At 69.4% G+C, this 13,155-nt stretch carries 11 protein-coding genes; 5 read left to right on the forward strand and 6 right to left on the reverse strand.

Annotated elements, in window-relative coordinates:
* The first annotated feature begins 84 nt into the window (after positions 1–84).
* Positions 85–1,446, forward strand: coding sequence for a pentapeptide repeat-containing protein (locus OVA30_RS17390; RefSeq protein ID WP_268176184.1), 1,362 nt, complete (start codon positions 85–87; stop codon positions 1,444–1,446).
* 86 nt (positions 1,447–1,532) lie between these two features.
* Entirely contained in the window at positions 1,533–3,941 is a 2,409-nt protein-coding gene (locus OVA30_RS17395; protein ID WP_253387495.1) for a hybrid sensor histidine kinase/response regulator, read from the forward strand.
* Between the two features lie 115 nt (positions 3,942–4,056).
* On the opposite strand, the gene OVA30_RS17400 is transcribed toward OVA30_RS17395, so the two are convergent.
* A complete protein-coding gene (locus OVA30_RS17400) occupies positions 4,057–5,472 on the reverse strand; it encodes an aminotransferase-like domain-containing protein (protein ID WP_268176185.1) in 1,416 nt (471 codons plus the stop codon).
* A 121-nt stretch (positions 5,473–5,593) separates the two neighbouring features.
* On the opposite strand from OVA30_RS17400, the gene OVA30_RS17405 reads away from it, so the two are divergent.
* Positions 5,594–6,481 carry a DMT family transporter gene (locus OVA30_RS17405; RefSeq protein WP_268176186.1) on the forward strand — a complete coding sequence of 296 codons (888 nt, stop codon included), beginning with the start codon at positions 5,594–5,596 and terminating at the stop codon, positions 6,479–6,481.
* Between the two features lie 12 nt (positions 6,482–6,493).
* On the opposite strand, the gene OVA30_RS17410 is transcribed toward OVA30_RS17405, so the two are convergent.
* Positions 6,494–7,228, reverse strand: a complete 735-nt coding sequence (locus tag OVA30_RS17410; protein WP_003601306.1) for a response regulator — start codon at positions 7,226–7,228, stop codon at positions 6,494–6,496.
* A 125-nt stretch (positions 7,229–7,353) separates the two neighbouring features.
* Entirely contained in the window at positions 7,354–7,884 is a 531-nt protein-coding gene (locus tag OVA30_RS17415) for a GNAT family N-acetyltransferase (protein ID WP_268176187.1), read from the reverse strand.
* 174 nt (positions 7,885–8,058) lie between these two features.
* Here OVA30_RS17415 and OVA30_RS17420 point away from each other — a divergent pair, with 174 nt between their 5' ends.
* On the forward strand, positions 8,059–8,502 hold the full coding sequence (locus OVA30_RS17420) for a DUF983 domain-containing protein (protein ID WP_268176188.1): 444 nt from the start codon (positions 8,059–8,061) through the stop codon (positions 8,500–8,502).
* A 72-nt stretch (positions 8,503–8,574) separates the two neighbouring features.
* Here the strand turns inward: OVA30_RS17420 and OVA30_RS17425 are convergent, their stop codons facing one another.
* The gene (locus OVA30_RS17425) at positions 8,575–10,314 is read right to left on the reverse strand and encodes an L-lactate permease (protein ID WP_003601303.1); all 1,740 of its coding nucleotides are present in this window, start codon (positions 10,312–10,314) and stop codon (positions 8,575–8,577) included.
* Positions 10,315–10,686: 372 nt separating this feature from the next.
* Here OVA30_RS17425 and OVA30_RS17430 point away from each other — a divergent pair, with 372 nt between their 5' ends.
* Positions 10,687–11,610, forward strand: a complete 924-nt coding sequence (locus OVA30_RS17430; protein WP_003601302.1) for a manganese catalase family protein — start codon at positions 10,687–10,689, stop codon at positions 11,608–11,610.
* 64 nt (positions 11,611–11,674) lie between these two features.
* On the opposite strand, the gene OVA30_RS17435 is transcribed toward OVA30_RS17430, so the two are convergent.
* Together OVA30_RS17435 and OVA30_RS17440 are read right to left on the reverse strand one after the other, a co-directional pair.
* Positions 11,675–12,571 (reverse strand): phytoene/squalene synthase family protein, encoded by an 897-nt coding sequence (locus OVA30_RS17435; protein ID WP_003601301.1) that lies wholly within the window; start codon positions 12,569–12,571, stop codon positions 11,675–11,677.
* 133 nt (positions 12,572–12,704) lie between these two features.
* Positions 12,705–13,100, reverse strand: a complete 396-nt coding sequence (locus OVA30_RS17440; RefSeq protein WP_268176189.1) for an Mth938-like domain-containing protein — start codon at positions 13,098–13,100, stop codon at positions 12,705–12,707.
* Positions 13,101–13,155: the final 55 nt, after the last annotated feature.

Below are 13,155 nucleotides of genomic sequence, written 5' to 3' on the forward strand. Positions count from 1 at the left end.
GTCCCTCCCACGGTCCCTCGCCTTGTGTCGCTCGGGCCGGGCCGGCTATGGGGCTTGGCGGCGGGATCATGCGAGGCGTTTGCGGTGCGACAGGGCGATGCGGAGGGCGATGATCCGCGCGTCGCAGCACTGCTCGCGCGTCTCTCGGACGACGAGGCGCCGTTCTCGATCGCCGGGCGCGACGACCTGGCCGGACTGACCTTGTCGCGCGCCGCGCTGAACGGTCACATCGATCCGACGGCGCCGCCGCGCTGGTGGACGGAGGGCGTGGGCGGGCTCGACCTCGCCGGCGCCGACCTCGCCGACGCCCGGCTGGAGATGACCGATTTTTCCGACGCCAACCTGCGTCGCGCCTCGCTCGCCGGAGCCCTCGCGCGCTCGGCCGGCTTCGCGAATGCCTGCCTGGAGGAAGCGGACTTTGCCGGTGCCGACCTCAGCGGCGCGCGCTTTACCGGAATTGCCGGCGGGCAGGCCTCCTTCCGCGAGGCGATGCTGGAGGATGCCGACTTCTCCGACGCCACCATGCGCTTTGCCCGGCTCGACAAGGCTTTGCTCGATGGCGCCCGCTTCGAGGGCGCCGACCTCTGGGGCACCGACTTCACCGGGGCGGATGCCGACGATTCCGTGTTCCGAAAGGCCCGGCTCGACGAGGCCAACCTCTCCGACTGCAACCTGACCGGCGCGGATTTCGAGGGGGCGAGCCTGAAGAAGGCGCGGCTCGTCGGCTCGCGGCTGCGCGGCGCTAACTTCTCCGGGGCCCACCTCGACGGGGCGGACCTGTCGGGGGCCGACTTCTCCCGCACCAGCCTCGTGCGGCTCGACCTCACGACGTGCAAGCTGCACCGCGCGCGCTTTGCCGGCGCATGGCTGGAAGGCGTGCGGCTCACCGTCGAGCAGATCGGCGGGATGGTCGGCGAAGAGGCGGCGGGCGAATACGAGGCGGCGCAGGCGAGCTATCTCGCGCTTGAGCGCAACCTTCAGAGCATCGGCAGCCCCGAGGGCGCGAGCTGGGCCTACAAGCGCGGGCGCCGCATGGGCCGCCGCCATGCCGGCGTGCGGGCCCGCGAGGCCTTTTTCGCCCGCGATGTGCGGGGAACGCTGAGCTCCGGTTACCGCTGGATCGCCGACCGCTTCGTCGAGTGGCTGTGCGACTACGGCGAGAGCCTGTCGCGGATCGCCCGCGCCTTCCTCGTCGGGATCTTCCTGTTCGCCGGGGCCTATGGGGCGACGGGCGGGCTCTTCCACGAGGGCGAGAACGCGCCGACCTACAACCCGCTCGATCTCGTGAGCTACAGCGCGCTCAACATGATGACCGCCAACCCGCCCGAGATCGGGGTGAAGCCGCTGGGCCGCGTCACCAACCTGCTGGTCGGGTTGCAGGGGGCAGCGGGGATCGTGCTGATGGGGTTGTTCGGCTTCGTCCTCGGCAACCGCCTGCGCCGCTGACTTTTGATTTCGCATCCGCGCGAAAGCCGGCCACACCGGGCGGACGCAAACCGTGACGACGCGGCTGCGACGCCGACGAAGCCATGATGCCGACGAAGCTGACGGGAGACATCACCGTGACCGTACAGGACGGGAAGGTGCCGGAAACCGGGCCGACCATGGCCGATTTCCGCAATCTCGCCGACGCCTTGCCGCAACTCGCCTGGATCGCCGAGGCCGACGGCACCCTCGTCTGGTACAATCGCCGCTGGTACGACTACACCGGAACGACGCCCGCCGAGATGGCCGACCATGGCTGGCGCAAGCTGCACCACCCGGACCATCTCGAACGCGCCGCGGAGCGCTTCGCCAGCTGCATCGCGGCGGGCGAGTCGTGGCAGGACACCTTCCCCCTGCGCGGCAAGGACGGCCGCTACCGCTGGTTCCTGTCGATGGCCGAGCCGGTCCGCAATGCGGAGGGCACCGTCCTGCGCTGGTACGGCACCAACACCGACGTCACCGAGACGCGTCTCGCGCAGGACGCGCTGGGCCATTCCGAGCAGCGCTTCCGCGCGCTGGTGGATGCCTCCGCCGCCGTCATCTGGAGCACGACCGCGCAAGGGGAGCTGATGCCGCCCCAGCCGAGCTGGGCCGCCTATACCGGCCAGAGCGACGAGGCCTATCAGGGCTGGGGCTGGATCGACGCGATCCATCCCGACGACCGGGCGCGCGTCGCCGAAGTCTGGGCCGAATGCGTCGAACGGGTGACCGTGTTCGAGGTCGAGTACCGCCTGCGCCGCCACGACGAGGTCTGGCGCGACATGGAGGTGCGCGGCGTGCCGGTGCTCGCCGAGGACGGCTCCATCCGTGAATGGGTCGGCCTCAACATCGACATCACCGCCCGGAAGGAGGCCGAGGCCGCGATCGAGCATGCCCGCGCCGCGGCGGAGGCCGCCAACCTCGCCAAGAGCCAGTTCCTGGCCAATATGAGCCACGAGTTGCGCACGCCGCTCTCGGCGGTGATCGGCTATTCCGAGATGCTCGGCGAGGAGCTGGAGGATCTGGGCCAGGCCGAGCTGCTGCCGGATCTGCGCAAGATCGAGTCGTCGGCCCGCCACCTGCTCGGCCTCATCAACGACGTGCTCGACATCTCCAAGATCGAGGCCGGTCGCCTGACCCTGGCCGCGGAGACCTTCGATGTCGTATCCCTGATCGAGGATGTCACGGCCGCCACGCAGAGCCTGATCACGAAGAAGCGCAACCGCTTCCGCCTCGATTTCGAGGGGGATCTGGGCGCCATGCATCAGGACCAGCTGAAGCTGCGCCAGTCGCTGATCAACCTGATCGGCAACGCGGCGAAGTTCTCGGAGGATGGCGAGATCATCCTCGGTGTGCGGCGCCTGCGGGAGGACGGGGCCGACTGGCTGAGCTTTTCCGTCTCGGATACCGGCATCGGCCTGACGCAAGAGCAGATCGGCCGGCTGTTCGAGCGCTTCTCTCAAGCCGACGAATCGACCACGCGCCAGTTCGGCGGCACCGGCCTCGGGCTCGCCATCACCCGCGCCTTCGTCGAGCGGATGGGCGGCACGATCGGTGTCGAGAGCACCTTCGGCGCGGGCGCGACCTTCACGATCCGCCTGCCGGCCGAACTCGCCGCCCACGAGGAAGAGGTCGAGGCGGAAAGCGTCGCCGCCCGCGTTCAGGAGATCACCGAGGGCGAGGCGCATCTGCATGACGTGGTGCTGCTCGTCGATGACGACCCGGCCGCCCGCGACCTGCTCCAGCGCTTCCTCGAACGCGAGGGGTTCCGCGTGCGCACCGCCAATGACGGGCGGGCCGGGCTGACCTTGGCCCGGGCGTTGAAGCCGCGGGCGATCCTGCTCGACATCGAGATGCCGCGCATGGACGGCTGGGCGGTGCTGCACGCGATCCGCACCGATCCCGAGATCGCCGAGACGCCGGTCATCATCACCAGCGTGGTCAACGAGTTCAGCCTCGCCCACGTGCTCGGCGCCACCGACTACATGGTCAAGCCGATCGATTGGGGTGCGCTCAAGGATGCGATGGAGCGCTACCGCCCCGTCGACCGCGAGGGCAGCGTGCTCGTGGTCGATGACGACGCCGATGCCCGCGAGCGGGTGCGCCGCACGCTCCAGCGCGACGGCTGGCAGGTGCGCGAGGCCGAGAACGGCGCCGCCGCCCTCGAGAGCCTGGATCAGGTCCGCCCGAGCCTGATCCTGCTCGACCTGATGATGCCGGTGATGGACGGCTTCGCCTTCCTGCGGGCGCTGCGCGGCCGCCCCGATGGCGACAGCATCCCCGTGGTGGTGCTCACCGCCAAGGAGATCACGAGCGAAGAGAAGGAGAGCCTCGGCCGGCAGGCCGACCGGCTCATCGTCAAGGGTACGATGAGCCTCTCCGAGATCGGCCGGCAATTGCGCGACCTCTACAGCCACCAGGACGGCACGCCGCTGCCGGGCAAGATCCAGAGCTTGATCGACAAGCTGTCGCCGTAGGTCATCCCAGTCAGCGCCCTCGCCCTGAGGTGCCGGAGCCAAGCGCAGGCCTCGAACGGGCTTCCAGGGATCGCGCGGGGTACTGGAAGACCGTCCGAGGCCGCTTTGCGGCAGCTCAGGGTGAGGATGCGGGTGAGATCTTCGCTGCCTCCATCGCCCGCGCCAGCCCGTCATAGACCCGCGGATCGGTCATCTGCGCCACGTTGAAGCGCATGAAGCTGCCGGCCGTCTGCGAGACGCTGAAGACGTTGCCGGGGGCCAGCACCAGACCCTCCGCCAAACCGGCGCGGGCGAGGGCCGCCGCGTCCTGCCCGTCGGGCAGGCGGCACCACAGGGTGAAGCCGCCGCGCGGCACGATCCAGGGCGTGATGCCGAGCGAACCGAGCCGGGCGGTGGCCTCCCGGCGCGCCCGCGACAGGCGGCGGCGCAAGGCTTCCAGATGCTTGCGGTAGCTGCCGTCGGCGAGCGTACCGGCGATCAGCTCGGCGGCGACCGGGCTCGGGCCGCCGAAGCTCGTCGCCACCTGGAGATCGACCAGGGCCTCGATCCAGTCGGGGCGCGCGGCGATGAAGCCGCAGCGGATCGAGGCCGAGAGCGTCTTCGAGAAGCTGCCGATGCGGATCACGCGGTTCAGGCCGTCGAGGGCGGCGAGCCGGGGCGACGGCTCGGGCTCCAAGTCGGCGAAGATGTCGTCCTCGACGATGGTGAGGTCGTGCGCTGCCGCAAGCGTCAGGAGCCGGTGGGCATTCTGCGGCGAGAGCGTCGCGCCGGTCGGATTGTGGAGCGCCGAATTAGTGACGTAGAGGCGCGGGCGATGCTCAGCGAGCGCCGCGGCGAAGGCTGCGAGATCGGGCCCCGTCGGCGTGTAGGGCACCCCGATGATCCGGACCGCGTGGACGCGCAGCAAGGCCTGGAAGTTGAAGTAGCAGGGATCGTCCACGATCACCGTGTCGCCGGGCCGCAGGAGGAAGCGGCCGATCAGGTCGATGGCCTGCGTGCCCGAGGCGGTGAGCAGCAGCTGATCCGCGCCGAGTTCGATCCCCTCCCCCGCCATCCGGCGCACGAGGTGACGGCGCAGGGACAGCGCGCCGCGGGTGACGCCGTAATCCGTCAGTACCGGGTCCCCGGCCTGCGCGAGGCCGCGCACGGCCCGGCGGATCGCCGCGTTCGGCATCCACTCCGCCGGAAGCCAGCCGCAGCCCGGCTTGAGCATCTCCGGACCGGCATCGAGCGATTGGCGCGAGACCCAGAGCGGATCGATCGCCCGCTCGCGCCGCGGCTCCGCCTCGGTGAGCGCCAGCGGCGAGACCGCCCCCGAGACGAAGAAGCCCGCGCCCGGCCGCGCCCGGATCAGCCCCTCCGCCGCGAGCCGGTCATAGGCTTCGACCACGGTCGAGGGCGAGACGCCCATGGTCGTGGCGAAGCGGCGGATCGAGGGCAGCTTCTCGCCCGGGCTCAGCGCCCGGGCGGCGAGCTTGGTGCGGATCGCCGTCATCACCGCCGCCGTACGGCCCACGGTTTCATCCGTCATGTCGCGGTCGCTCAAGCATATGGGCGTAAAGGGCCATACAGTTCGGTTTGAACTGTAGGGTACTGTTTCTGTCACCGCCAGAGTTCAAGCTCTAACCTCGCATCGCCCTTCGAGACGAACGATGCCCGAACATCACACGAACAGTCCGGTTGGAAAGACCTGGCGCGGGTGGGGCCACGGCTTCCTCGGCGTGCTCATCTTCAGCGGCTCGCTGCCGGCGACGCGGGTGGCGGTCGGCGGTTTCACGCCGCTCTTCCTCACCGCCTCGCGCGCGGTGATCGCCGCGGGGCTCGGAGGCGCGCTCCTGGCCGTGCTGCGGCAGAAGCGGCCGGCGCGGGGCGATCTCGCGCCGCTCGGCGTGGTGGCTCTCGGCGTGGTGGTCGGCTTTCCCCTGCTCACGGCGCTGGCGCTCCGGCACATCACCTCGGCCCGCTCCATCGTCTTCATCGGCCTGCTGCCGCTCGCCACCGCCCTGTTCGGTTTGCTGGGGGCCGATGACAGGCCGAAACCCGCCTTCTGGCTGTTCTCGGGCGTGGGCAGCGTACTGGTGGCGGGCTTCGCCCTGGCGCGCAGCGACGGCGCTGACCTGACCGGCGACGGGCTGATGCTGGGGGCGATCCTGCTATGCGGTCTCGGCTACGCTGAGGGCGCGCGCCTGTCGCGCCGGCTCGGCGGCTGGCAGGTCATCTCCTGGGCGCTCGTTCTGGCCGCGCCCGCCATGGCCGTTCTGGCGCTCGCCACCCTGCCGGATTCTTGGGCCGGGATCGGCCTGCCGGCCTGGGCCGGGCTCGGCTACGTCTCGGTCTTCAGCATGCTGGTCGGCTTCGTGTTCTGGTATCGCGGGCTGGCGCTCGGCGGCATCGCCGGGGTTGGGCAACTGCAACTGCTCCAGCCCTTCTTCGGGCTCGCGCTCGCCGGCCTTCTGCTGGGCGAGCCGGTCGAGGGGGCGATGGTCGCGGTCGCCGCCGGGGTGGTGCTGTGCGTCGTCGCGGCGAAACGGTTCGCCTGAAGGCGATCCCCCTCAGAACCCCCCGCCCGCCTGATCGAAATCGACATAAGCCGTCTCGATCACGATCTGCGTGCGGCTGATGACTTCGAGCTTGCGCAGGATCTCGGAGACGTGGGCCTTCACCGTCGAGTCGCCGACCTGCAGCTCGTAGGCGATCTGCTTGTTGAGCTTGCCCTGGCGGATCATGCCGAGCACCCGCATCTGCTGCGGGGTCAGGCGGGCGACCCGCTCGGCGATCGGCGCCTTGTCGCCGCCCCGCACCGGGGCCGGCGCGGCGGCGAGATCGGGCGGCATGAACAGGGCGCCGCCGAGGACCTCGGAGATCGCCCGGGTCAGGGTCGCCTTGTCGACGGCCTTCGGCACGAAGCCGGCCGCGCCGTGCCGAACGGCCTCGTGCATGATGCGCGGATCGGTGACGCCGGAGACGATCAGGATCGGCACGCGGGGAAAGCGCGTGCGGATCGCGGTGAGCCCCTCGAACCCGGTCACGCCCTGCATCGAGAGATCGAGCAGCGTCAGGTCGATGGCGGGGTTCCGGCCCAGGATCTCGCAGGCCGTGCCGATGCCGTCCGCCTCGTGCAAAACGGCCTCGGGGAAGGCGAGCGCAATGGCGCTCGCCAGCGCCTCGCGGAACAGGGGGTGATCGTCGACGATCAGGAGGCGCAGGGCCTGTCCGCCTGCCAGGGGAGCCGCCTCGTCGGAGTGGCCGCCGATATCCGATTGTGCGCTGGCCGTCATCGCGATCATGTCTTCCGGCGCGCCGGCACTGGCCGGCGAGGGCCCATTCGCCGATCTTAAGCCGATTCGAGATCCGCCGCTTCCCGGTCTTTGGTCCATCCCGCCCGTCCGGCCCGTCGGCACCGCCTGCGGCGTCAGACCCCTTCGAGGACGAGCTGGCGGCGGCCGGGGCGGTGTCCCTCCGAGCCGGTCTCGCGAAAGCCGATCTTGTGCAGCAGGCCCCAGGAGGCGACGTTGCCGGGCCGGCATTCGGCCACGATCGCCCGGCGGGGAAAGCGGCGGCGCAGCAGGCCGACGATGGCGGAGACCGCCTCCGTCCCGAAGCCGCGGCCGCGGGCGGCGCCGCCGATCCAGTAGCCGATCTCGACCGCGCCCTCCCCCCGCAGATGGGTGCCGACGACGCCGACGAGCGGGGCGGCCGCCTCGCGGCTCCAGACGCCGAGGAAGCGGTCGCGCCCATGCCGGCCCGAGGCGATCAGCGCCTCGGCGTCCGCCAGGGTGAAGGGGGTGGCGAGAAAATCGACAGCGCCGGTGATCGCCGGATCGTCGGTGAGTGCGTGCACGGCCCGCGCGTCTCCGGCACTGAGCGGCGCGATCGTCAGCCGCCCGGTCTCGAGACCGGGCAGGTCGCTCAGGCTGTCGCGGTGGATCCGGCGGAGGAACATGTTTGCGGCATGCTGTGGCGCGCGTGAGACCATTAACGCTCTGTCGCCGCCATTTAATCCAGGGTCGTTGGAAAAATCTCGGCTCGAAAAAATCCATCCGGTCCCGCATGGGTGGCCTGCGGGGCGCTGGCGAACCATCGCAGCGGGCTTTGGTTGCCTCGCCAGGAGACCGTGATGACCGACACCCGTGACGTGATTCCGACCGAGACCCGGTACGAGCCCCAGGCGCCGCTCTCCGTGGCGGCGCGCAGCGCCTGCCCGCGCTGCGGCCGGGGCCACCTGTTCAAGGGGTTTCTGAGCATCGCCCCGCGCTGCGACGCCTGCGGCCTCGACTTCTCCTTTGCCGATCCCGCCGACGGACCCGCCTTCTTCGTGATGATGACCACGGCGATCCCCGCCGTCGCCTTCGGCCTGTGGCTGGAGCTGACCTACGACCCGCCGGTTTGGCTCCACTTCGCCCTGACCCTGCCCGTGGTGCTGATCGCCTGCACCCTCCCCTTGCGCTTCTTCAAGGGCTGGCTGGTGGCGAGCCAATACGTCCACCGCGCCGAGGAGGGCCGGCTCGCCCGGCCGGCGCCGGTCGAGGTTGCAAAGCCGGACGCGCCCGGCCCACGCTAATTTCCGATCCACGAAAAAGCCCGCCCCGATCGTTCGGGGCGGGCTTCGTTTACGTGCCGTTGATCCGATCGGTCAGTGCGCGGCGGGTGCCGTCGCGGCCGGATGGATCACCATCTCGGTGAACGGGTAGACGTAGGCCTGGAGCATCACGAGGCCGCCGACGAGGCAGGCCAGCACGATCGAGTGCCAGAACACGAAGCGAAGGATCTTGCTCTCCTGGCCGAAATAGCCCGTCGCCGTCGAGGCCACGACGATCGACTGGGCGTCGATCATCTTGCCCATCACGCCGCCGGACGAATTCGCCGAGGCCATGAGGATGCCCGACAGTCCGAGCTGCTCGGACGTGATCCGCTGCAGGCCGCCGAAAAGCACGTTCGAGGCCGTGTCCGAACCCGTGAGCGCGACGCCGAGCCAGCCCAGCAGCGTGCCGAAGAACGGGTAGAGGATGCCCGTGCCGGCGAAGGCGAGGCCGAGCGTGGCGTCGACGCCAGCGTAGCGGGTGAGCACGCCGAGGGCGAGCATCGCGGCGATGGTGATGAGCGAGTAGCGCAGCACCCAGATCGTTTCGAAATACGCCGTGACGAGGCGGACCGGCGAGAACCGCATGATGATGCCGGAGATGATCGCGGCGAACAGCACGCCCGTGCCGGTGTAGGACATGTAGGTGAAGTTGAAGATCGCGGCCTCGGCCTTCGGCGCGGCCTCCACCGGGGGCACCTTCATGATCATGTTGTGCAGGCCCGGCACCTCGTACTTCCACGAGAAGATCGGGTTGACGATGCCCTTGAACCAGCCGGTGCCCCAGATCGCCACGATGATCGAGAGGATGATCCACGGCACCCAGGCCATGAAGATCTCGCTCGACGAGGCGGTGCGGCCGCCGACATGCACCTTGGGCAGATCGCCGGGGACGCCCGCGCCGAGGGAGGCCGGACGCGGCTCACCGTAGCCGACCGACGGGTCGTGGCCGCGCAGGGCGGGCGAGGTCCACAGCTGGGCCGGACGCCACACCTTCAGGAAGGCGACGAGGGCGGCCATCGAGACCAGCGAGGCGCCGATATCGACGATCCAGGGGTTGATGTAGTTCGAGATCAGGAACTGCGCCGCGGCAAACGAGATGCCGCAAACGGCGATCGGCGGCCAGATCGCGATCATGCCGCGGAAGCCCGCAAACACCCAGATCAGCCAGAACGGCACGATCACGGAGAAGAACGGCAGCTGACGGCCGATCATCGCGCCGAGGATGTAGGGGTCGTAGCCCGTCACCGAGGCCAGACCCTGCACCGGCGCGCCGAGTGCGCCGTAGGCGACGGGGGCGGTGTTGGCGATGAGCGAGAGGCCGGAGGCGGCCAGCGGCGAGAAGCCGAGCCCGATCAGGATGGCGCCGGTGACGGCCACCGGGGTGCCGAAGCCGCCCGCGCCCTCGAAGAAGGCGCCGAAGGCGAAGGCGACCAGCAGGAGCTGGATGCGCCGGTCCTCGGTGATGCCGGCCACCGATTGCTGGAGAATTGCGAACCAGCCCTTCTCCACCGTCAGCCGGTAGAGGAAGATGACGTTGAGGATGATCCAGCCGATCGGGAACATGCCCGTGACGACGCCGAGGAGGGTCGCCCGGACCGCGAGGTCGGTTGGCATGCCGAAGGCCACCACCGCCACGAGGAAGGCGACGACGAGGGCGAGGATGGCGGCGATGTGCACCTTGATCTTGCCGCTCGCGATCATGCCGAGCAGGGCGATCACCGGCAGCGACGCCATGAAGGTCGAGAGCCATTGGCTCCCGAATGGATCGTAGACCTGATTCCAGGGTGTCACGGGCCTTGCTCCTCCCAGGCCCCGATCTTCCGCCGGGACCTTCTGGCACAGGGTGCTAGCAGAGCCGCTGGGCCCGCTCAACGCAAGGCATCATGTATTCAATCCCACGATCGACAGATGTTTTCTTGGTGACGCTTTTGCGCACCGCGACGCCGCCGCGCATGGCAGGTCCGGGGGCAGGAGCGGCCCGGCGTTAAACCTGCAACCGATGCGTGGGGCCGGGAACAGAGCCCTTCATCGCGCGGTTCCAACACCACACCCAGTGCCCGACTGAACCTCCGACCATCGGGCCGATCCTGGCTGTGATGATGCTCGGGGCTTTCTGCGGCGCACGTTCCGGTGGTGACCGGCAGCAGCGAGAGGCCTCCTCCCATGTTCATGCGCGTCGACAAGCTACAAGCCGAGCTTCCCGCACCGAAACGGAAGGACCCCAACGCGGCTGCCGCGCTGCAGGAGTTGCTGGGCGGCAAATACGGCGAGATGTCCACGCTCGGGAACTACATGTTCCAGAGCTTCAATTTCCGCAGCAAGGACAAGCTCAAGCCGTTCTACAGCCTCGTCTCCAGCATCACGGCGGAGGAACTCGGCCACGTGGAGCTCGTGAGCAACGGCGTGGCCATGCTCAACAACGGGCCCGACAACGACGGCGACGAGACGGACGGGGGCGACATTTCGGGCGCGCCGTTCGAGGACATGAAGGACATCCGGCTTGCCGCGGCCTTCCTGTCGAACGGGGGTGGCTCGGCGCCAATCAACAGCAACGGCGCTTCGTGGAACAACGACTTCATCACCTCGACGGGCAATGTCGTCGTCGATCTCCTGCACAACTTCCACCTCGAATGCGGCGCCCGCCTGCACAAGCTGCGGGTCTACGAGACCCTGTCCGACCCGACCGGTCGTGAGGTCTGCGGCTACCTGCTGGTGCGCGGCTCGGTCCACGCCCACGCCTACGCCCTGGCGCTGAAGCAGATCACCGGCGTCGACCTCGACAAGTTCCTGCCGACCCCGAACATCAACCTCGACAAGATCCCCGAGTGCCAGAAGTACCTGCAGGAGGGGTCGCATCGCCGGCTCTACACCTGGAGCCCGAACGATTACCGCGACATCGCCGGGATCTGGAACAGCAGCGAGCACGCCCTGCCGGGCGATCCCCCGGGCGAGCTGGAGATCGTGGAGGGCATGCCCGACGGCGGCAAGATCCACCAGCTCACCGGCATCCCCTCGGCCTTCGCGCCCGATTATGCGCCGGAGGAGATGTTCGAGATCGCCCAGAAGCTGACGAAGAAGGCGCGCTGACGCCCCGCCCCATCGAGCTCCTCCCCTTCGCGGGGAGGAGCTTCCATAAGTGTGTGAAACGTCTCTATCGCCCGGTGCGTGCCGCGCGCCACAGCCGCCACAGGCGGCGCCAGCGGGGGATCTCGATCACGCTGTTGAGCGGATCGTAGCCGGCCCGCTCCATCGCCGCGAGATAGGGCTCGACCAGCGCGGTCGGCAGGAAGGCGGGACGGGCTGCCGGAGCGATGGTGCCGCGGGCCGCCTCGTAGGCGGCGAGGTGGCGCCGTGCCAAAGCCCGCAATTCGGCGCAGGTGCGCACGAGGCCCGGCCCGCCCCGGCCCGAGACGATGTCCTCACGCGTGACCCCGTTCTGGCGCAGCAGGTCACCGGGCAGGTAGACCTGTCCCTGACGCGCGTGCCACGGCAGCGCCCGCAACAGGCCGGTGATCCCGTAGGCGACGCCCGCATGGCCGGCCGCCGCCGCGCCACCGGGCTCGGCCCCATCGGCGAGCACCAGCCCGGAAAGGCGGATCAGCGCCGAGGCGGTCTCGCCGCAATAGCCCTCCAGATCGTTCACCCGCGGCATCGGATCGTCGTAGAGGTCGAAGACGCGGGCATCGATCAGATCGACGAAGGGTTGGCGTCCGAGGCGGCGCGTGACGATCGCATCGTCCAAGGCTGCGGCGACGGGATTGGCCCGGACGTCACCCCGCGCCTCACCCTGGAGCGCATCGCGCCACCATTGCAGGCGGATCTCCCCCGCCATCGGGTTCGAGGCCGCCTCGCGGACGCGGGCGATGGTCAGGCTGAAAGCGGAGAGCGCGAAGAGGTGCGGCCGGAAGGCGGCGGGCGCGAACAGGGCCGCGAAGTAGCGATCCGGGTCGCTCTCGCGCACCAGTTCCTCGCAATGCCGGAAGGCGAAGGCGAGTCCGCCGTTGCCGGCCTCCGGGCTCGTCTCGGTTCGGGTCTCGGGGCGCGTCATGGAGCGGGGCTCACGCGGCGTTCGGAACTTAAAGCGCTCTCCGACGAAGTGGATGCCGGTTCGTCGAAAGAAAGCGCGACAAAACAAGGACCTAGAGCCATGCCCGGCCTGATGCAATCAGCCGGGCATGGCTCTAGACGGCAATCAGCGCGGCCGCGACCTTGCGGTTCTCGGCCATCAGGATGTTGTAGGTCCGTGCGGCTGCCCCCGTCTGCATCGTGTCCAGGCCCATGCCTGCGGCCTTGAGGCGCTGGCGCAAGGTTTCGGGCAGGAACACGATCTCGGCGCCGGTGCCGATCAGGAGCAGCTCGATCCCCTCGGCCTCGGCGAGCACCGGGCCGAGGCTCGTCCCGTCGATGCCGGTGGGCTCGTTCACCTCCCAGGCGCGCACGCCGGAGGGCAGCAGCAGGATCGAGCCCCGGTGGGACATCTGCCCGAAGCGGAAGCCGCCATTGCCGTAGGCGTCGATGCCGTGGCGGCCGGGCAGAAAGCCGTCGTGGATCTGCCCGGGGATTCGTCCCTCGCTCACGCCATGCCTCCGCTCGCCCGCATTCCGTACCGGAGCATGTCGGAAGCGCGGGCGT

It is taken from the genome of Methylorubrum sp. SL192 (assembly GCF_026672325.1).
Taxonomy (GTDB): Bacteria; Pseudomonadota; Alphaproteobacteria; order Rhizobiales; family Beijerinckiaceae; genus Methylobacterium; species Methylobacterium extorquens.

Excerpts from the sequence above, each read along its gene's own strand:
- OVA30_RS17395 (WP_253387495.1), top strand. The coding sequence starts at position 1,533 with ATGCCGACGAAGCTGACGGGAGACATCACCGTGACCGTACAGGACGGG.
- OVA30_RS17400 (WP_268176185.1), bottom strand. The coding sequence starts at position 5,472 with ATGACGGATGAAACCGTGGGCCGTACGGCGGCGGTGATGACGGCGATC.
- OVA30_RS17405 (WP_268176186.1), top strand. The coding sequence starts at position 5,594 with ATGCCCGAACATCACACGAACAGTCCGGTTGGAAAGACCTGGCGCGGG.
- OVA30_RS17410 (WP_003601306.1), bottom strand. The coding sequence starts at position 7,228 with ATGATCGCGATGACGGCCAGCGCACAATCGGATATCGGCGGCCACTCC.
- OVA30_RS17415 (WP_268176187.1), bottom strand. The coding sequence starts at position 7,884 with ATGTTCCTCCGCCGGATCCACCGCGACAGCCTGAGCGACCTGCCCGGT.
- OVA30_RS17420 (WP_268176188.1), top strand. The coding sequence starts at position 8,059 with ATGACCGACACCCGTGACGTGATTCCGACCGAGACCCGGTACGAGCCC.
- OVA30_RS17430 (WP_003601302.1), top strand. The coding sequence starts at position 10,687 with ATGTTCATGCGCGTCGACAAGCTACAAGCCGAGCTTCCCGCACCGAAA.
- OVA30_RS17435 (WP_003601301.1), bottom strand. The coding sequence starts at position 12,571 with ATGACGCGCCCCGAGACCCGAACCGAGACGAGCCCGGAGGCCGGCAAC.